We start from the raw sequence: 16,975 nt of genomic DNA on the forward strand, positions 1-16,975 counted from the left end.
GTTTGACCGCGGTTTACGCCGATCGCAGGATGAACTCCAGACCTGATCGAGCTCTGCGGCACCGACGCCGCGGGAGGGACAGACATGAACAGCACCGTTCTCGATGACCAGCGCCCCACCGGAATCCGCCCCGCGCCGCCGTCGACGCTGACGGCCGAAGAGATCCTGGCACGCGCGGAAGCGATGGTCCCGCGCCTGCGGGAGCGCGCCGCGGATGTCGACCGTGAGCGCCGAATCTCAGACGAGGTGTACCGCGAGCTCGGCGACGCGGGATTCTTCCACATCCTGAAGCCCAAGAAGTACGGCGGGCTCGAGCTCAGTGAGCACGAGCATGCGAAGGTGGCGATGACCCTCGCACGCGGGTGCGCGTCGACCGCGTGGACGTTCTCGATCCTCAGCTCCGACAACATGGCGGTCCTCGCGTACCCCGAGGAGGTCCAAGACGAGATCTGGGGCGAAGACACCTATAAGACGCTCGCCGGCAACACGAACCTCAATCCCAAAGCCGTGGCCAAGAAGGTGCCCGGAGGCTATCGACTGACCGGCAGTTGGGGGTTCTGCAGCGGTTCCGACTTCTCGGAGTGGTTGATCTTCAACGCCCCGGTGGAGGGCGAGGGCCACATGTTCCTCGTTCCTCGTGAGGACGCCGAGACGATCGACGACTGGTTCCCGACGGGCATGCGCGGGACCGGAAGCCGCACCATGTCGGTCAAGGACGTCTTCGTGCCGGAACACCGGGTGCAGGCGACGAAAGACACGGTCCGCAAGCTCCAGGAGCGCCGGGCACTGCACCCGACCTTCAGCACGATGTACGCGACGTGGCCGTCGAACGGCCGATTCCCCTTCGCGTCGTGCGCGGTGGGTGCAGCATGGGGCGCGGCCGAGCACTTCGCCGAGACTGTCGGCTCGAGCACCCGTGTAGCGAACGCGCTCGGCGGCGCAGTGCGCCTTGCGGATCAGGACTACGTCGCGAGCGAGTTCGCGCAGGCGCAGGGCGACATCCAGATGGCGCGACTGCTGATCGAGAAGCGGAGCTGGGAGGCATCCGAGCGAGCCCGTCAGCGAATCGAGTCGTCGGAAGAGGATGTCGCGCGCGAACTGCGTGACAACGCCCTTGTGACACGAACCGCGCTGCGGGCCGTTCAGCAGATCTTCTCGCTGGTGGGAGCGAAGGCCGGGAACCCGGCCCACCCCGTGTCGATCGCCAAGCGCGACGTCGAGATGATCTCGCACCATGTCACCCTGAACTGGCGGCAGGCGGCGGTCCGGTACTTGGCGGCGGTGTCATGATCACCCCAGAAGAGTTCAAGTCGGCGTTTCGGCTGCACCCGGCAGGTGTCGCCCTCATCACGGCTGATCCCGGAGGAAGCCCCGTCGCGCTCACGGCTTCCTCGGTGTCGGCGGTCAGCGCCGATCCTCCGCTCGCGATGTTCTCGGTGTCGGCACTCAGCTCGAGTGCGCGGAACCTTCGCAAAGCCGACTCGGTGGTGATCCACCTGCTGTCGGCGGACAATCTCGATCTGGCGCTTCTCGGCGCCGCGAGTGGGGTCGACAGGTTCGCTGACGAGAGCCGATGGCAGCGTCTGCCGACGGGAGAGCCGGTCTTCGAAGAAGTGAAGACCTGGATGCGCGCAGACATCCTGCACCGAGTCGACGCAGGCGGCTCGAATGTGTTCGTCGTCACCATCGTCGAGTCGAGCGTTGCCCCCGACGCCGCGATGTGCGAAGGCCTCGTCTACCGGAACCGCACGTGGCACCGGATCGATGATTCGACGGTCGCATCAATGCCGGAACTCATCGGGGCCAGCGCCGGATAGCCCGCCTGCGACCGACTCACGAACGGATGCCGCGACCCCACCCCCAAGGGCAGAAGGTCGCGGCATCCGGCGTGTCGGCTGTCAGCCGAGGTTCGCGGGGCGCACCCATTCCTCGCCGAGGACGTGTTGCGCGAGGAACGCGAAGACGGTCTCGTACCAGACGGCCGCGTGCTGGGGTTTGAGCACCCAGTGGTTCTCGTCGGGGAAGTACAGGAACCGGTGAACGATCGAGCCGTCCTCGGCCGCGAAATGCTGGTTGAGCTCGGACCACAGCCGCAGTCCCTCACCCACCGGCACGCGATAGTCGCGGTCGCCGTGCACCACGAGCAGCGGCGTGCGGATGTTCTCGACGAAGCGGTGGGGCGAGTTCTCCACCATCGCCTCGGGCGTGAAGGTCGACCGCCAGTAGGGTGTGAAATCGGTCGTGGGACCGAACTGGTCGAGAGCCCACAGGCTCGCGTGCGTCACGATCGCGCGGAACCGGTCGGTGTGCCCTGCGACCCAGTTCGCCATGTAGCCGCCGAACGAGCCGCCCATCGCGGCCGTGCGCGTCTCGTCGATGTCGTCGCGAGCGACGGTGGCATCGGTGATCGCCATGAGATCGGTGTACGGCGCCTTTCCCCACGCGTTCCACCCGCGTGCGATGAACTCCAGGCCGTAGCCGGTCGACAGCGCGGGGTCGGGCAGCAGCACCGCGTAGCCGCGCGCGACCGCGAGCTGCGGGTTCCAGCGCCAGCTCCACGCGTTCCAACTGTTGAGCGGGCCGCCGTGGATCCACAGCAGCAACGGGGCGGGCTTGTCAGCCGACGCATCAGGCGGGAGCAGCAGCCATCCGCGCACGCGCGCACCGTCCTCGGCCGTCGTTTCGACCTCGGTCATCGTCGCCGGCACGTCGGGCAGCTCGAATGGCGCCGTGAGCGGGGTCGCCGCGCCATCGCGCGTGATGCGCACCGGGTGCGGCGGCGCCATCCACGATGAGCGAAGAGCGACGAGGTCACCCGTCATACGGTCAACGTGCACGTCGGTGTAGGTGAAGTCGTCGTGCGTGAGCTGCTCGGGCACGCCACCGTCGAGCGGCGCGAGGAACACCGGGCCGCGACCGTCCTGGTCGGCCGTCACGACGAGCGACGCGTCGTCGGCGGCGAACGTGAGGCTCGTGGGCCAGCGGTCCCACTCGGCGGCGATGCGGCGCGCGTCGGAGCCGTCGATCGCCGAGACCCACAGCTCGTACTGCGTCGGGCCCGCAGGGGTCGCCTTCTCGGTGCGGAGGAATGCGAGGCGCGATCCGTCGTGGCTGATCGCGGGGAACTCGAAGTCGACGCGCGACTCGTCGAAAAGAGTCGTGTGCGCGCCGGTCCCGGTGTCGATCGCGACGAGCCTGTAGCGGGCGTCCTGGCCCTCGGGCACGCGCAGCGCCGCCACGACCGTCGAGCCGTCGGGCGTGATCGCGACGCCGGCGGCGTCGGCGGAGCGGCCGGGCTTCGGCGTGAGGTCGCGCGGGCGCGGGAGCGATGCGGGGTAGGGCGTCGGTGCGTCCTCGCCCTTCTCGTCGTCCGCGGCATCCGAGTCGGCCGACTCGTCGCGCACCGCGCCGACGGTGTCGCGCAGGTCGTCGAGGTCGAGCGCGAGCAGGTGCGGCTCGGCGGGTCCGAGGTCGTGGTCCCAGAAGCGGATCGGATAGCGCTCGTGCAGGATCGCAGAGACCTTCTTCTTCTTGCGCTGCGCGCGCAGCTTGGCCTCGGCCTCGATCGAGTCGGCGCTCGGCAGGAGCTCCGCCGACGCGACGACACGGGTCGACTGCTCGGGGACCGCGGCGATCGACGAGACGCCGCCCGCGAGGCGGGTCACCGCGCGAGCCTCGCCGCCGCCCGCGGGAAGCAGCCACAGCTGGCCCGACTCGTCGTCTTCGTCGGCGTCGGAGTCGGGGCGCGCCGACACGAACAGCACGTCGCCCGTCGCGGTGAAGGCGGGGGCGGCTTCGCCCTTGGCCGATCGCGTGAGGCGGCGGGGCGCGGCATCCGCCCCGTCAGCGGGGATCTCCCACAGCGACCGGTCGAAACCGGTGCCGTCTTTCTTGACGGTCGCGACGGTCAGGACCGCGCGGCGACCGTCGGGTGAGAGCGCGAGCCCCTCGATGCGAGGAAGGGCGATGTACGAATCGAGCGAGTCGAACGGCGTTGGCATCCCACAACGCTAACCCGGGTGGGCGGCGTGCTGCGCAGTCTGTTCACATCTCTTCGTGGGTGTTCGGGTCGCCGTTCCACAGCCGCCCCCGCTCGAGCGCCGAGATCGCGGCGACCTCGTCGTCGGTGAGCTCGAAGCCGAACACGTCGGCGTTCTCACGCTGCCGGTCGGGGTCAGCCGACTTCGGGATCGGCGTGCTGCCCAGTTGCACGTGCCAGCGCAGCACGATCTGCGTCGGCGTCACACCGTGGATGTGCGCGAGCTCGACGAGCACCTGCTCGGTGAGCAGTTCGGAGCGGCGTGCGAGCGGGCTCCAGCTCTCGGTGCGGATGCCGAGCTCGGCATGCACCGCGCGCAGCTCGGCCTGCGGGAAGTACGGATGCATCTCGATCTGGTTCACCGAGGGCACGACACCCGTCTCGTCGATCAGGCGGCGGAGCATCTGCTCGGTGAAGTTCGAGACGCCGATCGAGCGGATCTTGCCCGCGTCGCGCAGATCGATCATCGAACGCCACGTGTCGACGTACAGGTCGCGGCTCGGGTTCGGCCAGTGGATGAGCGAAAGGTCGAGGTAGTCGACGCCGAGCGTCGCGAGCGATCCGTTCGTGCTCTCGATCGCGAGGTCGTACCCGTGGTGGCGACCGGGGATCTTGGTCGTGACGAGGAGCTCCTCGCGCGGAACGCCGCTGCGGCGCATCGCCTCGCCGACTTCGCGCTCGTTCTCGTAGTTGACCGCGGTGTCGAGCAGCCGGTACCCCAGCTCGATGGCCGACACCATGGATGTCACCCCCTCCGCCCCGCGCAGGTTGTAGGTGCCGAGGCCGAGCTCGGGAAAGGACGTGCCGTCGTTGAGGGTCACCGTGGGGATCTGCATGTTTCCATCTTGGCGCGCGTTCGAGGGGACGAGGCGGGACAATCGGATGCGCGGCGAGGCAACCATCGGCGGGACTGACCACGAGGCGGCTCTCGCCGCCCCGATATTCTCGGTTCATGCCGCTTCTCTGGATCGTTCTGGGGCTGGCGGCGCTCATCCTCGGTGCTGAGCTCGTCGTCCGCTACGGCGCGCGCCTCGCTCGGCAGCTCGGACTGCCGCCGATCCTCATCGGTCTCACAGTCGTCTCGATCGGGACGAGCCTTCCCGAGCTCGCGGTCGGCATCGACGCGGCCAACAACAATGTCGGCGCGCTCGCCGTCGGCAACATCGCGGGGACCAACATGGTCAACCTGCTCCTCATCCTCGGACTGTCCGCGGCGATCCGAGCGCTGCCGCTCACGCTGCAGACGATCCGCCTCGACCTCCCGATGATGGGCGGGGCCGCCTACCTTCTCCTGATGTTCGGAATCGACGGGGCCCTCGAGGTGTGGGAGGGCATCCCCCTCGTCGCGTTCGCACTCGTCTACATGGCGCTGCTCGTGCGGTGGACCCGTCGCGAGAGCGCGGTCGTGCTCGCGGAATTCGCGGCCGAGTACCCCGCGCCGCCCCGGCGTGAGCACAAGCTCGGTGCGATCGCGATCCAGTCGCTGCTGCTCGTCGTGGGCCTTGTGGTGATCGTGGTCGGCGCCGACTGGCTCGTCGACGGCGCCGTCGAGTTCGCTCACGCGCTCGGCGTGTCGGATGCGCTCATCGGCCTGACCATCGTCGCGATCGGCACGAGCGCGCCCGAGCTCACGACGACGATCATCTCCACCATCCGGGGCGACCGAGACATCGCGATCGGCAACCTCATCGGGTCGAGCATCTTCAACCTGACGATCATCCTCGGCGTGACGATGCTGTTCTCCCCCGGCGCGATCCTCATCGGCCCGGAGCTCGTCTACATCGATCTTCCGCTCATGGTCGCGGTGTCGTTCATCTGCGGGCCGCTGATGACGTCGGGGCGCATGCTGTCTCGTCGCGAGGGCACGGGCTTCGTGATCGCCTACGTCGCGTACCTCTCTTACCTCATCGTCACGCGCACCTGACCCAGCGGGCGTCCCGGCTCAGCGGTCGTCGAAGTCCGTCCACGCCGCGATGTCGACGCCGTGGTTGTCGGGCGACGCGAGGGTCCAGTAGTCGGGCGCGTGCGAGTCGTCGGCCATGCGCCCGCCCGCCGCGAGCGCGGCCTCGATGCGCTTGCGGGCGAAATCGGGCGGCACCGACACGTCGATGTGCATGCGGCCACGCCTCGGCTTCGCCGGCTCCATCTGCTGGAACCACAAGTGGGGGCCGCGACGGTTCGCGTCGATCGCGTCTTCCATGCCGAGCTCCTCGTAGCCGAAGGCCGCCGCGAAGAAAGGCCGCACGTCGATGTCGGGATCGTGCGCGATCGCGATGCCGACCTGCTGCAGGTTCGTCGGGTCGGGCTCCATCCCCAACTCGAGCGCCGCCGCCGAGACGCGCTGCGCGAGTTCGATGTCGCTCCCGGTGAGGCCGCCGCTCCGCCGCGAGAAGGTACGCACCGTGACGCCCTCGCGCCGCAGGTCGACGTCGGGATAGTGCTCGAGCTCGTCGGCGATCCGCCCGATCTCCACCGTCAGCCGCACGGCCTGGTCGTATGACTCGGCGCGGTAGAAGGCGTACGCCCCGAAGTAGAGGACGCGCCAGTCGTCGACGCCGGATGCCTCGTGGAACTCCTTCGCCGAGATGGCGCTGCGCACGCGCCCGCTGCCGATCGGCGGCTGCGAGAGGATCGCCTCGGTGAGCTCGTCCGGCCGAGTGAGCATCGGCCAGTGTCCGGTCGGGATGTCGACGTATGTCACATCCTTGATGCGCGTGAACTCCTGCACGGGTGGCGCACCCTCCGCGATCCACGAGAGGAGGTCGTCGGAGGTGAACTCCGTCGCGATGACGGTCACGGGGATGTCGTACCGCCGTTCGTCGCCCGCGTAGTGCGCCTCGTCGCCCACGACCCGCGCCGGCGTCGGCACGGCGTAGGCGGCCAGGGCCTCCTGCCCCGCCTCGCCGAGGTCGCGGGTGTCGGCTTCGTCGAACTCTGACCACGCCGGCAGCGGGATGACGCCGTCCTCGACCGTGTAGCCCTCGACGAGCGGCCTTCCCTCGACCGCAGGGAACCCGGAGATGTAGATGGCGCGAGCCACCTTGTCGGGACGCGCCGCGACGGCGAGCGAGACGATGCCGCACCCGGCGGAATGCCCGACCACGATGACGGGCGCCTCGCACGCGTCGATCTCTGCGATGACCGCGTCGACCGCGTCCTGCTGCGTGACGGCCGACCGATCGCCGTCGTCGCGGCCCATGCCCGGCAGCGTCAGCGCGTGAGGGCGATGACCGGATGCCTCGAGCTTCGGCGCGACGGCGTACCACGCCCAACCGCCGAGCCACATTCCGGGTACGAGGATGATGTCCATCAACCGGCCTCCTCAGCCGTCGATCGTGTTGGTCGGCACGCGCTCACGCGAGTATTGCGCGTGCCACCGACAGCCGTCGAGTGGCTCCGCCCTTTGACGGTTCTTGCAGGCAGCGCCACGGTTTCGTCCAGACCGGTCACGCAGACTCGGTGATTTGTGTCCGACCCGAGGACACGCCCGCCGCCGCGTGCCGGCGACGGGAAAGCGACCCGAAAGACGCGTTCCCCGCATGCTCTCCACGCCCACGTCCACCCTGCCCGCCGCCCCCGCGGCACCCGAGCCCGCCGCCACCCCGAAGCGTCGCCGCGCGGCGGCGCTGACCGCCGGTGCGGTGCTCGGCACGACGATCGGCCTCGTGGCCCTCACCGGCTTCACCGCCGCCTCGATGCCGCTCGCCTCCGGCGCATCCGCGGCCGTCGCGAGCCCCGTGCAGGTGGCCGGCACGGCTCTCGCAGCGCTCACCGACACGAGCGAGCCGGCGCTGTTCGAGGAGATCGCGGCGGACGCCGACGCAGCCCTCCGTGCGACGGACAACGCGGTCGAGCGCGCGAAGCAGGTCGCAGCGGATGCCGCGGCATCCGGTCTCGACCTCGGCGAAGGCCCGACCACGATCGACACGAAGGACCTGCGCGCGGCCGCCGAGCGGGTCGAGAACTTCGTCGGACTCCCCCCGATGCTCCCGTCGCTCACGAAGGCCGTCGTCGCGCACCTCGAAGGCGTCGTCACCGAGACGAACGCGCTCCAGGCGCGCCACGACGCCGCCGCCAAGGCGAAGGCCGAGGCGGAAGCCGCTGCGGCCGCCGCGGCCGCCGCCGCCGCCGAGGCGCAGCGCAAGGCCGAGGAGGCCGCAGCGGCGCTCGCCGCCGCGAACACCGTCGAGGGCGCGCAGGCGTTCGCCCGCGACCTCGCCGCGTCGCAGTACGGCTGGGGCGGCGACCAGTTCTCGTGTCTCGTGAACCTCTGGAACCGCGAATCGGGTTGGAACCACCAGGCGTACAACGCCTCGAGCGGCGCGACCGGCATCCCGCAGGCGCTGCCCGGCAGCAAGATGGCGACCGCGGGCCCGGACTGGCAGACCAGTGCACGCACGCAGATCGTCTGGGGCCTCGACTACATCGCTCGCGCGTACGGCTCCCCGTGCGGCGCGTGGGGCCACTCGAACGCGTTCAACTGGTATTGATCCGGGAGGGCGGCCGCGGCATCCGTGTCACACTGACCTCGTGCGCCGGCTGACGACGATCGGGGTCTACGGGTTCGACGCCGAGTCGTTCCTGCGGCGCCTGCGCGACGCGGGCGTCGGCGTACTGCTCGACACGCGACAGCGCCGCGGTGTGCGCGGACCCGAGTACGCGTGGGCGAACTCGCTCCGCCTCCAGGCCCTGCTCTCCGACGCGGGCATCGCGTACCGGCACCTGCCCGACCTCGCGCCGACGACCGAGCTGCGGCAGCTGCAGTACGCCGAAGACGACCACCGCGGCGTGGGCAAGCGGTCACGCGAAGCGCTCGCACCCGAGTTCGCACGCCGATTCGTCACCGAGGTGCTCGACCGCGCCGACCTCACGCCCGTGCTCGATGCCCTCGACGAGGGCGTGATCCCAGCCTTCCTGTGCGTCGAGCGCGACCCCGAGGCGTGCCACCGGTCGCTGATCGCGGAACGGATGCGGCGAGACCACGACGTCTCGGTCGAGCACCTCGTGCCGTGACGCGGTCCCTCAGTCCGGAGCGGCGAACTCGGCTGAGCCGGCAACGGCGCGCGCATAGCGCTGCGAGATCTCCTCGAGCAGCGGCACGAGCTCACGCGGCGACTCCACGACGAAGTCCATCATGAGCATGCCGATGTAGGCCGCGACGGTGTCGAGGCTGTCGGCGCCGGTCACGAGCACGCACGTGTGATCGTCGATCGGCTCGACGACGCCGACCGTCGGATTGATGCGCGCGAGCACGCGCTCGGCGGACGCGGCGATCCGCAGCCGCGCGTGCACGTTCCAGCCCTCGATCGCGATCGAGCGCAGGGCGAACGCGGTGTAGTCGCCGCCGGGGAGCGGCTGCGGGTCGAAGCGGCGGCGAGTCGGCAGCCGCAATCTCATCCGATCGACCCGGTAGGTCGCCCACGTGCCGTTCTGCGGATCGCGCGCGACGAGGTGCCAGCGCCGCTTCCAGCTCAAGAGGCGATACGGCTCGACGAGGCGCGGCTCGTCGTCGTAGTCGAAGCGCAGCCATTCGACGCCCTGGATCGCCGACGCGATGGCGCGCAGGGCCGTCGCGTCGACTTCGGGATCCGGGGCATCCGTGTCGACGTTCTCGGGCGCCCGCTCGATCGAGCGCAGCGCTTCGACCGTGGGCCGCAAGTGGGTCGGCAGCACCTGCTCGAGCTTGTCGAGCGCGCGGCTTCCGGCCTCCTCCACTCCGCTGATACCGGCGGCCACGCGCAGGCCGACGGTCACGGCGACCGCCTCCTCGTCGTCGAGCAGCAACGGCGGCAGCGTGCCGCCCGCGCCGAGGCGGTAGCCGCCGACCGGTCCGCGCGTCGCGTCGACCGGATACCCGAGACCGCGGAGGCGGTCGATGTCGTGGCGAACCGTGCGCGTCGAGACGCCGAGTCGCTCCGCGAGCTCGCGTCCGGTGCGCTCGCGCGCGGATTGCAGAAGCGCCAGGAGACTCAGCAGACGGGCGGTCGGATCTGCCACGAAGACTCCTCGAGATGATCGGATTATTAGGAACGGATCGAACCTAATAGCACCGTAGCGTCGAAGACATGAACGCCACCACCGCTTCCCTCTCCGTCCGCCCCTTCACCGTCTCGATCCCCGACGCCGAGCTCGCCGACCTGCACGAGCGCCTCGCCCGCACGCGCTTCCCTCAGTCCGCGCCGACCGACGACTGGGACGCCGGCACCCCGAACTCGTACCTGCGCAAGGCTGTCGACGCGTGGAAGACGTTCGACTGGCGCGCCGCCGAGGCGCGGATCAACTCCTTCCCGCACTTCATGACCGAGATCGACGGCCAGCCGATCCATTTCATCCACGTGCGCTCCGAGAACCCCGGCGCGACGCCGCTGCTTCTCGCGCACACCTACCCCGGGTCATCCGTCGACTACCTCGACCTCATCGACCAGCTCGTCGACCCGGTCCCGCACGGCGGCAAGGCGGAGGACGCCTTCGACGTCGTGATCCCGGATGCCCCCGGCTTCGGCTTCTCGCAGCCGCTCACCGCCGCGGGGTGGACCACCGCCCGCGTCGCCGCCGCGTACGACGCCCTCATGCGCGGGCTCGGCTACGAGCAGTACGGCATCCACGGGTCCGACAACGGCGCGCTCGTCGCGCGTGAGCTCGGACTCCTCAACCCGGAGGGCTTCCTCGGCCTGCACGTGCTGCAGCTCTTCTCATTCCCGTCGGGCGACCCCGCCGAGTTCGAGAAGCTCGAGCCGCAGGACTACGCCGGACTCGAGCACATGCAGTGGTTCCAGTCCGTCGGCGGCTACAACACGATGAACGCGTCGCGTCCGCAGACGATCGCCGCGGGCCTGAGCGACTCGCCGGTCGCACTCCTCGCGTACAGCGAGCTGTTCAACAGCTTCGGCAACGGCACCTCGCTCGTGCCACTCGAGAAGATCCTCCTCGAGGTGAGCGTCAACTGGTTCGCGAACGCCGCGTCGGGCATCAGCCCCGTCTACCTCGAGGACGCCCGCCGGCAGGCGGACCCGCAGGTGAACGCCGCTCCCACAGGTGTCGCCGTCTTCGCGGACGACTTCCAGACGATCCGGGTCTTCGCCGAGCGCGACAACTCGAGCATCGTGCACTGGAGCCGCTTCGACGAGGGCGGCCACTTCGCGGCGCTCGAGCGTCCCGAGGCGGTCGTCGGCGACATCCGCGAGTTCTTCACGAAGGTTCGCTGACAGCCGGTCCGGGCCGTTCGCGCGACCCGGACCAGAATCACAAAAAGATAACGACAAACCCTTGCCGTCGTTACCTTCTCGTTATAGAGTGCATGCACGGTAGTTGTTTTGCTGTGGCAGCTGCCGGCATGTGATTGCAGGACACTCTTGGTGCAAGGGACAAGGGCCGGTCGGTAGCCTCTCCGACCGGCCCTTACTCTGTCAGCACTCGATGACGTTCACCGCGAGCCCGCCCTCGCTCGTCTCCTTGTACTTGTGCGACATGTCGATGCCGGTCTGGCGCATCGTCTCGACGACGGCGTCGAGCGAGACGTAGTGCGAGCCGTCGCCGCGCAGCGCGAGGCGCGCGGCCGTGACCGCGGTCGACGCGGCGATCGCATTGCGCTCGATGCACGGGATCTGCACGAGCCCGCCCACCGGATCGCACGTGAGTCCGAGGTGGTGCTCCATCGCGATCTCGGCCGCGTTCTCGATCTGCCGGTTCGTGCCGCCCATCACGGCCGTCAGCCCGCCGGCAGCCATGGCGCACGCCGAGCCGACTTCCGCCTGGCATCCGCCTTCGGCGCCCGAGATCGACGCGTTCGCCTTGAACAGCGAGCCCAGCGCGGTCGCCGTGAGCAGGAATCGACGGATGCCGCGCCGCCGGTTCGCCTCGACGTAGAGGTCCTCGGCGTGGTCGTCGATCGGGAACGTGCGCTTCGTCTCGTCGCTTCGCTCCTCGCTCAGCGACCGGGAGGAGACGCCGCCGAACGCGAGCAGCGCACTGCCGACGAGCGGGCCGTGCGGAGTGACGGCGTTGTCGGCGCCGAGCCCCGAGTCGGCGAGGAAGCGCCACCAGTACATCGCGACCGCCGGCAGGATCCCCGCCGCGCCGTTCGTCGGCGCCGTGACGACGCGCCCGCCCGACGCATTCTCTTCGTTGACCGCGAGCGCGAAGGCGCCCAGCCACTCCCCCGGCAGCTCGCGATGCCCCGACGCCTCGGCCTCTTCGAGCTGTCTGCGGATCGCGGCCGCGCGCCGCTTCACGCGCATGATGCCCGGGAGTTCGCCGTCGGCGTGCAGCCCGGCGTCGATGCATCCGGCCATCGCGTTCCAGATCGCGTCGAGGCCCGCCGCGACCTCCTCTTCGGAGCGCACCGCCTGCTCGTTGATGCGCGCCGCCTCGGCGATCGTCAGTCCGTGCTCGTCGCACAGCGCCAGGAGCTCCTCGGCGCTGCCGAACAAGAGCGGGAACGGCCGCGCCGGCGCGCGCGACGGCTCGCCTTCGCGGCGGATGAAGCCTCCGCCGATCGAGTAGTACGTCTCCTCTGCGAGGGGCGCGCCCGCGCTGTCGAGCGCGATGAGGGTCATGGCGTTCGGATGCCCCGGCAGCCGCATCCGGGGTGCGAACTCGATGTCGTCCTTCGCGAACCGCACGCCGTGCGCGCCCGCGAGCACGAGGGTGCCGCCGTCGGGCCGATCGCTCCATGCGCGGCGGACGGCGTCGGGGTCCACCGTGGCCGGATCCTCGCCGCGCAGGCCGGCGACGACGGCGTCGGGCGTGCCGTGGCCGATGCCGGTCGCGCCGAGCGAGCCGAAGAGCGTGCAGCGGACGCGGGCGGTACGGTCGAGGTCTCCCGACTCCCGCAGGCGGACGGCGAAATCACGGGCCGCCCGCATCGGGCCGACCGTGTGGGAGCTCGAGGGTCCTACACCGACGGAGAACAGCTCGAACGCCGAGACGTAGGCGCTCACCCCTCCAGGCTAAGCGAGCCGGGCGCTGTCAGACACCGCCGCCTCCGCCGCCTCCCCCGCCACCACCGGCCGACCCGCCGCCGCCCGAGCCGCCGGACGTCGACGACGACGCCGAGGCGCTGGCCGAAAGGGACCCGATTCCGGCGGAGAACGCGGCCGCGTTGAATCCGCTCGAGCCCACGTACCACCCCGGGTTGCCCTGCGAGCCGTACAGGACGGCGAGGTGCTCCGCCCACTGTCGTTCCTGCCCGAACACGACCGCGTACGGCAGCAGCGTCTCGTAGAGCTTGAGCATCTCGCGCGGATCGTTCGGGTCGATCCGCACGCGCTCGGCGCCTTCGGGCGACTGGAGCATGCGGATGCGGTCGGCCTCCGCCCACTCGATGAAGACCTTGAGCCCTTCGAGGTGGTCGCGCACCTCGGCGCCCTCGGCGGTGAGCGGCTTGTGTGAGACGAGCCCGATCGTCGCGAAGACGGCGAGCCCCGTGCCGATGATGACGAGGACCGGGACCCACCCGTCGACGAACGCGTCCAGCGCCGCAATGCCGAACAGGACCACGAAGGCCGCCGCCAGAATGGCGACGACCACCGGCAGCGCACGCACGCCCAGCGGCACGTGCCGACGCAGCCCACGGCGGTCGAGCTCCCGGTTCGCGGCTTTGATGATCGCCTGCGCGGCCGTCGAGAAGCGCGTGTCGGTGCGCCCGAACTCGAACTCCTCACCGGGCGTGCCCGTCGGGAAGAGGCCGTCGAGCAGCATCCGCCCATCGCCGTCCGCCCGCGACGGGTCGACGAGCACCGCCCGCAGCTTCGCCTTGCCCGTCCACGAGCGCTTGCCTTCGACGATCCGGATGCTGCCGACCACCGCCTGCTCGAGCACCTCTGCCGGGATCGCCTTCGTCGTCTTGCCGAGCAGCACGGCGCTCTCGAGGGCGTCGACCTGCCGCGGCGGCGTGTACTCCGCGATGATCGTCGGCCTTCCGGGCGCGTCGCGCAGCTTGCGCGACCGCGTGATTCCCGCGAACACGGCCGCGCCGCCCGCGAAGAGCGCCGCGATGCCCTGCGCCCAGCCCCACGGCGACCCGAAGTACGTCGAGTCGAACGTCGCGAAGGTGCCCGCCTCGAAGCCGACCGCGATCGTCATGGTCTGGAAGGCCGCGAGCTGATCGGCGGATGCCACAACGGTCGCGCCCCCGTCGGTCGACGGTGCCGCCGTGATCGCGCACTGCTGCGTCGCGCCCTGGTACCCCTGGTAGCACGCCTGCTGTCCGGTGAGCGCGTCGGACAGCTCGGGCGGCACGATCAGCGTCGCCGAGACCCGGCCGAACGGCTGCCGCCAGTCCGCGCCGTTGACGTCCCAGTAGAACTCGTCCGCACCGACATCGTCGAAGTATCGCGTGACGTTCTCGAGCGTGTACGTGAACACGAAGGTCTGCCGGCCGTGCAGATAGTCGTTCGCGCGGGACGTCATGATGTACCAGCCGTCCTCGGACGCGACCTCGGAAGGACGCGACTGGCCGTTCTCGTCGGTGATCGAGATGAGGCGCGGATTCAGCGGCGCCCCCTGATACGAGTCGGGGATCGTCCTGCGCATGCCGCGGTTCTGGTCGAAGTCCGGGAACACCGCCACGAATGTCTCGACCACCTCGAGCGTGCTCGTGCCGTCCTCGGCGCGACCGATCGTGTAGACGACGTCCATGCTCTCGAACGTGAACGCCTCGACGTCGGTGCCCGCGACCGCGGCGGTCGGGGCATCCGTCTCCGTCGCGTAGGCAGCGGATGCGCCGCCCAGTACCCCCACGAGTGACACCGCCGCAGCGATCGCGCCGACGACGATCCTCTGCCAGACAGACATGTTCCTCAGCCTAGGGGCGGGGCGCGCACCGACTCACGCTCCCGGCGTCGCACCGGGGCTCTACTCTGGTGTGCATGACGGACCGCCGCCTCGCGATCGACGCCTGGGAGAGCCTCTTCCGTGCGCAGCACGAGATCTTCGAGCTCATCAGCCGCGATTTCGACGAGGGACAGCTCAGCCAGGCCGAGTACGACGTGCTCCTCACGGTCACGCGGGGCGAGGACCAGACCGCGCGGCTGCGTGACGTGACCGCCAACATGCTCATCAGCCAGCCGAGCGTCTCGCGACTCGTCGACCGCATGGTCACGCGCGGTCTCATCACGAAGTGCCCCGACCCCGACGACGGCCGCGGAGCGCTCGTCAAGGCGACACCCGAGGGCGCGTCCCTGTTCCGCAAGCTCGCCCACGTGCACGGTCGCCAGATCGCGGAGCGGATGTCGGTGCTCTCCGACGACGAGCTGGCGCAGCTGCGCGAGCTCACGTCGAAGCTCCGCAACCGCACGAAGGCCGACGGCGCGGACTGAGCCGCCCTTCGTCTCGCTTCGCTCGACCAGGTACCGGACCCGGACGCGTCGCTGCCCACCTCGCTCAGGGACGGGGGCTTTCGGCATCCGTCATCACGGCGTCCGCCGCCGCAGTGTGAGCGACGCGAGCACGACCGCGCCCACGACGAACGCGACCACGATGAGCAGCGGACCGTAGACCTCCCACTCCTCATCCCCGGCCGTGACCGCATTCACGGCGTCGACCGCGTAGCTGAGCGGCAGCCAGTCCGAGATCGCGTAGAGCGCGTCGGGCATCTGGTCGCGCGGCATGATGATCCCGCCGAGGAGGATCTGCGGGAACACGATGATCGGCATGAACTGCACGGCCTGGAACTCGGTTCGCGCGAACGCGCTCGCGAGCAGGCCGAGCGCCGACCCGAGCACCGCGTCGACGACCGCGACGAGCCCGAGCTGCCACAGTGGTCCGTCGACCTCGAGCCCGCACACATAGACCGCGAACGCGACCGTGATGAGCGCCTGCACGATCGCGGCGGCCGCGAACGCGATCGCGTACCCGGCGATGAAGTCGGCCTTGCCGAGCGGCGTCGTCATGAGGCGTTCGAGCGTGCCCGACCGGCGCTCGCGCAGCGTCGTGATCGACGTGATGAGGAACATCACGACGAACGGGAACAGCGCGAGGATCGCCGGCCCGACCATCTGGAAGACCTGGTCCTGATCGACGAACAGCCACGCGAACAGCCCTACGAGCAGGCTCGGGGCGACGAGCATGAGCGCGACCGAGCGGTGGTCGTGGCTGAGCTGGCGGAGCACCCGTCCCGCGGTCGCGAAGGTGCGTGAGAACCTCATGGCCGCCCCTCCGCCCCCGGGTCGCCGGCCCGATGTTCGGAGCGCGGATGCGCGCGCGCATCCTTCTCGACGAGCGCGAGGAACGCGTTGTCGGGGTCTTCCTCGCCGGTCGAGCCGAGGAACGCGCGCGGCGTCGTGTCGGCGATCACGCGCCCCGACCGCATGAGCAGCAGGCGGTCGCAGCGCAGCGCCTCGTCCATGACGTGGCTCGACACGATGAGGGTCACGCCCTCCTCGGCGAGCGTGCGGAACACCGCCCACAGCTCGGCGCGCAGCAGCGGGTCGAGGCCCACCGTCGGCTCGTCGAGCACGAGCAGCTCGGGCGAGCCCAGCATCGCGACCGCGAGCGACACCCGGCTCTCCTGACCGCCGCTGAGCGAGTCGATCGTCTGCTTCGCCTGGTCGGCGAGGCCGACGCTCTCGATCACGCGGTCGACGTGGTCGCGCGGAGCGTCGATGAGGCGCGCGAAATACCGCAGGTTCTGCTCGATCGTGAGGTCGCCGTAGACAGAGGCGGCCTGCGTGTCGTAGGCGACCCGGTGGCGCAGCCCCGCGGAGCCGGCGGGCCGGCCGAGCACCGTCACCGTGCCGGAGGCGATCTTCTGCACGCCGACGATCGATCGCATGAGCGTCGTCTTGCCGCAGCCCGACGGCCCGAGGAGGCCTGTGATCCGACCGCGGGGGATCTCCACATCGAGCCCCTCGAACACCCGGGTCCTGCCCCGCCGCACGTGCAGGTCGCGCACGAGCACGGCGGGCGAGGCATCCGGCACCGCGGGATTATTCATCA

At 70.0% G+C, this 16,975-nt stretch carries 15 protein-coding genes; 7 read left to right on the forward strand and 8 right to left on the reverse strand.

Translation table 11 applies throughout. The features are described 5' to 3' along the window. Positions 1-84: 84 nt before the first annotated feature. Both VNR19_RS12945 and VNR19_RS12950 read left to right on the forward strand, forming a co-directional pair. Complete coding sequence (locus VNR19_RS12945) at positions 85-1,290, forward strand: acyl-CoA dehydrogenase family protein (protein ID WP_325727395.1); 1,206 nt, start codon at positions 85-87, stop codon at positions 1,288-1,290. Further along, complete coding sequence (locus tag VNR19_RS12950) at positions 1,287-1,817, forward strand: flavin reductase family protein (RefSeq protein WP_325727397.1); 531 nt, start codon at positions 1,287-1,289, stop codon at positions 1,815-1,817. Before VNR19_RS12945 ends, VNR19_RS12950 begins: the two co-directional genes overlap by 4 nt. A gap of 81 nt (positions 1,818-1,898) precedes the next feature. Here VNR19_RS12950 and VNR19_RS12955 read toward each other — a convergent pair whose 3' ends face one another. Together VNR19_RS12955 and VNR19_RS12960 are read right to left on the reverse strand one after the other, a co-directional pair. Beyond that, positions 1,899-4,001, reverse strand: a complete 2,103-nt coding sequence (locus tag VNR19_RS12955; RefSeq protein ID WP_325727398.1) for a S9 family peptidase — start codon at positions 3,999-4,001, stop codon at positions 1,899-1,901. Positions 4,002-4,044: 43 nt separating this feature from the next. Continuing rightward, positions 4,045-4,875, reverse strand: coding sequence for an aldo/keto reductase (locus tag VNR19_RS12960; RefSeq protein WP_325727400.1), 831 nt, complete (start codon positions 4,873-4,875; stop codon positions 4,045-4,047). Between the two features lie 116 nt (positions 4,876-4,991). On the opposite strand from VNR19_RS12960, the gene VNR19_RS12965 reads away from it, so the two are divergent. Beyond that, positions 4,992-5,963 carry a calcium/sodium antiporter gene (locus VNR19_RS12965; RefSeq protein ID WP_325727402.1) on the forward strand — a complete coding sequence of 324 codons (972 nt, stop codon included), beginning with the start codon at positions 4,992-4,994 and terminating at the stop codon, positions 5,961-5,963. A gap of 18 nt (positions 5,964-5,981) precedes the next feature. Here VNR19_RS12965 and VNR19_RS12970 read toward each other — a convergent pair whose 3' ends face one another. After that, complete coding sequence (locus tag VNR19_RS12970; protein WP_325727404.1) at positions 5,982-7,349, reverse strand: alpha/beta fold hydrolase; 1,368 nt, start codon at positions 7,347-7,349, stop codon at positions 5,982-5,984. A gap of 229 nt (positions 7,350-7,578) precedes the next feature. Between VNR19_RS12970 and VNR19_RS12975 the strand changes: the two genes are divergently transcribed. Both VNR19_RS12975 and VNR19_RS12980 read left to right on the forward strand, forming a co-directional pair. Further along, on the forward strand, positions 7,579-8,529 hold the full coding sequence (locus VNR19_RS12975) for an aggregation-promoting factor C-terminal-like domain-containing protein (protein ID WP_325727406.1): 951 nt from the start codon (positions 7,579-7,581) through the stop codon (positions 8,527-8,529). Between the two features lie 40 nt (positions 8,530-8,569). Then, the gene (locus VNR19_RS12980; protein ID WP_325727408.1) at positions 8,570-9,052 is read left to right on the forward strand and encodes a DUF488 domain-containing protein; all 483 of its coding nucleotides are present in this window, start codon (positions 8,570-8,572) and stop codon (positions 9,050-9,052) included. A gap of 9 nt (positions 9,053-9,061) precedes the next feature. Here the strand turns inward: VNR19_RS12980 and VNR19_RS12985 are convergent, their stop codons facing one another. After that, positions 9,062-10,036: a helix-turn-helix transcriptional regulator gene (locus tag VNR19_RS12985; protein WP_325727410.1), complete on the reverse strand. Its 975-nt coding sequence runs from the start codon at positions 10,034-10,036 to the stop codon at positions 9,062-9,064. Positions 10,037-10,104: 68 nt separating this feature from the next. Here VNR19_RS12985 and VNR19_RS12990 point away from each other — a divergent pair, with 68 nt between their 5' ends. Continuing rightward, positions 10,105-11,244, forward strand: a complete 1,140-nt coding sequence (locus VNR19_RS12990; protein WP_325727412.1) for an epoxide hydrolase family protein — start codon at positions 10,105-10,107, stop codon at positions 11,242-11,244. A 201-nt stretch (positions 11,245-11,445) separates the two neighbouring features. Here VNR19_RS12990 and VNR19_RS12995 read toward each other — a convergent pair whose 3' ends face one another. Both VNR19_RS12995 and VNR19_RS13000 read right to left on the reverse strand, forming a co-directional pair. Further along, positions 11,446-12,978 carry an L-serine ammonia-lyase, iron-sulfur-dependent, subunit alpha gene (locus VNR19_RS12995; protein WP_325727414.1) on the reverse strand — a complete coding sequence of 511 codons (1,533 nt, stop codon included), beginning with the start codon at positions 12,976-12,978 and terminating at the stop codon, positions 11,446-11,448. A gap of 28 nt (positions 12,979-13,006) precedes the next feature. Beyond that, positions 13,007-14,833: a DUF2207 domain-containing protein gene (locus tag VNR19_RS13000; RefSeq protein WP_325727416.1), complete on the reverse strand. Its 1,827-nt coding sequence runs from the start codon at positions 14,831-14,833 to the stop codon at positions 13,007-13,009. Between the two features lie 74 nt (positions 14,834-14,907). Here VNR19_RS13000 and VNR19_RS13005 point away from each other — a divergent pair, with 74 nt between their 5' ends. After that, positions 14,908-15,357 (forward strand): MarR family winged helix-turn-helix transcriptional regulator, encoded by a 450-nt coding sequence (locus VNR19_RS13005; RefSeq protein WP_325727418.1) that lies wholly within the window; start codon positions 14,908-14,910, stop codon positions 15,355-15,357. A gap of 93 nt (positions 15,358-15,450) precedes the next feature. On the opposite strand, the gene VNR19_RS13010 is transcribed toward VNR19_RS13005, so the two are convergent. Together VNR19_RS13010 and VNR19_RS13015 are read right to left on the reverse strand one after the other, a co-directional pair. After that, the gene (locus tag VNR19_RS13010) at positions 15,451-16,185 is read right to left on the reverse strand and encodes an ABC transporter permease (RefSeq protein ID WP_325727420.1); all 735 of its coding nucleotides are present in this window, start codon (positions 16,183-16,185) and stop codon (positions 15,451-15,453) included. Then, positions 16,182-16,973 carry an ABC transporter ATP-binding protein gene (locus tag VNR19_RS13015; RefSeq protein WP_325727543.1) on the reverse strand — a complete coding sequence of 264 codons (792 nt, stop codon included), beginning with the start codon at positions 16,971-16,973 and terminating at the stop codon, positions 16,182-16,184. The genes VNR19_RS13010 and VNR19_RS13015 overlap by 4 nt, the downstream gene beginning before the upstream one ends. Positions 16,974-16,975: the final 2 nt, after the last annotated feature.

Source organism: Microbacterium sp., assembly GCF_035556355.1.
GTDB lineage: Bacteria > Actinomycetota > Actinomycetes > Actinomycetales > Microbacteriaceae > Microbacterium.

Excerpts from the sequence above, each read along its gene's own strand:
- VNR19_RS12945 (WP_325727395.1), top strand. The coding sequence starts at position 85 with ATGAACAGCACCGTTCTCGATGACCAGCGCCCCACCGGAATCCGCCCC.
- VNR19_RS12950 (WP_325727397.1), top strand. The coding sequence starts at position 1,287 with ATGATCACCCCAGAAGAGTTCAAGTCGGCGTTTCGGCTGCACCCGGCA.
- VNR19_RS12955 (WP_325727398.1), bottom strand. The coding sequence starts at position 4,001 with ATGCCAACGCCGTTCGACTCGCTCGATTCGTACATCGCCCTTCCTCGC.
- VNR19_RS12960 (WP_325727400.1), bottom strand. The coding sequence starts at position 4,875 with ATGCAGATCCCCACGGTGACCCTCAACGACGGCACGTCCTTTCCCGAG.
- VNR19_RS12965 (WP_325727402.1), top strand. The coding sequence starts at position 4,992 with ATGCCGCTTCTCTGGATCGTTCTGGGGCTGGCGGCGCTCATCCTCGGT.
- VNR19_RS12970 (WP_325727404.1), bottom strand. The coding sequence starts at position 7,349 with ATGGACATCATCCTCGTACCCGGAATGTGGCTCGGCGGTTGGGCGTGG.
- VNR19_RS12975 (WP_325727406.1), top strand. The coding sequence starts at position 7,579 with ATGCTCTCCACGCCCACGTCCACCCTGCCCGCCGCCCCCGCGGCACCC.
- VNR19_RS12990 (WP_325727412.1), top strand. The coding sequence starts at position 10,105 with ATGAACGCCACCACCGCTTCCCTCTCCGTCCGCCCCTTCACCGTCTCG.
- VNR19_RS13000 (WP_325727416.1), bottom strand. The coding sequence starts at position 14,833 with ATGTCTGTCTGGCAGAGGATCGTCGTCGGCGCGATCGCTGCGGCGGTG.
- VNR19_RS13005 (WP_325727418.1), top strand. The coding sequence starts at position 14,908 with ATGACGGACCGCCGCCTCGCGATCGACGCCTGGGAGAGCCTCTTCCGT.
- VNR19_RS13010 (WP_325727420.1), bottom strand. The coding sequence starts at position 16,185 with ATGAGGTTCTCACGCACCTTCGCGACCGCGGGACGGGTGCTCCGCCAG.
- VNR19_RS13015 (WP_325727543.1), bottom strand. The coding sequence starts at position 16,973 with ATGAATAATCCCGCGGTGCCGGATGCCTCGCCCGCCGTGCTCGTGCGC.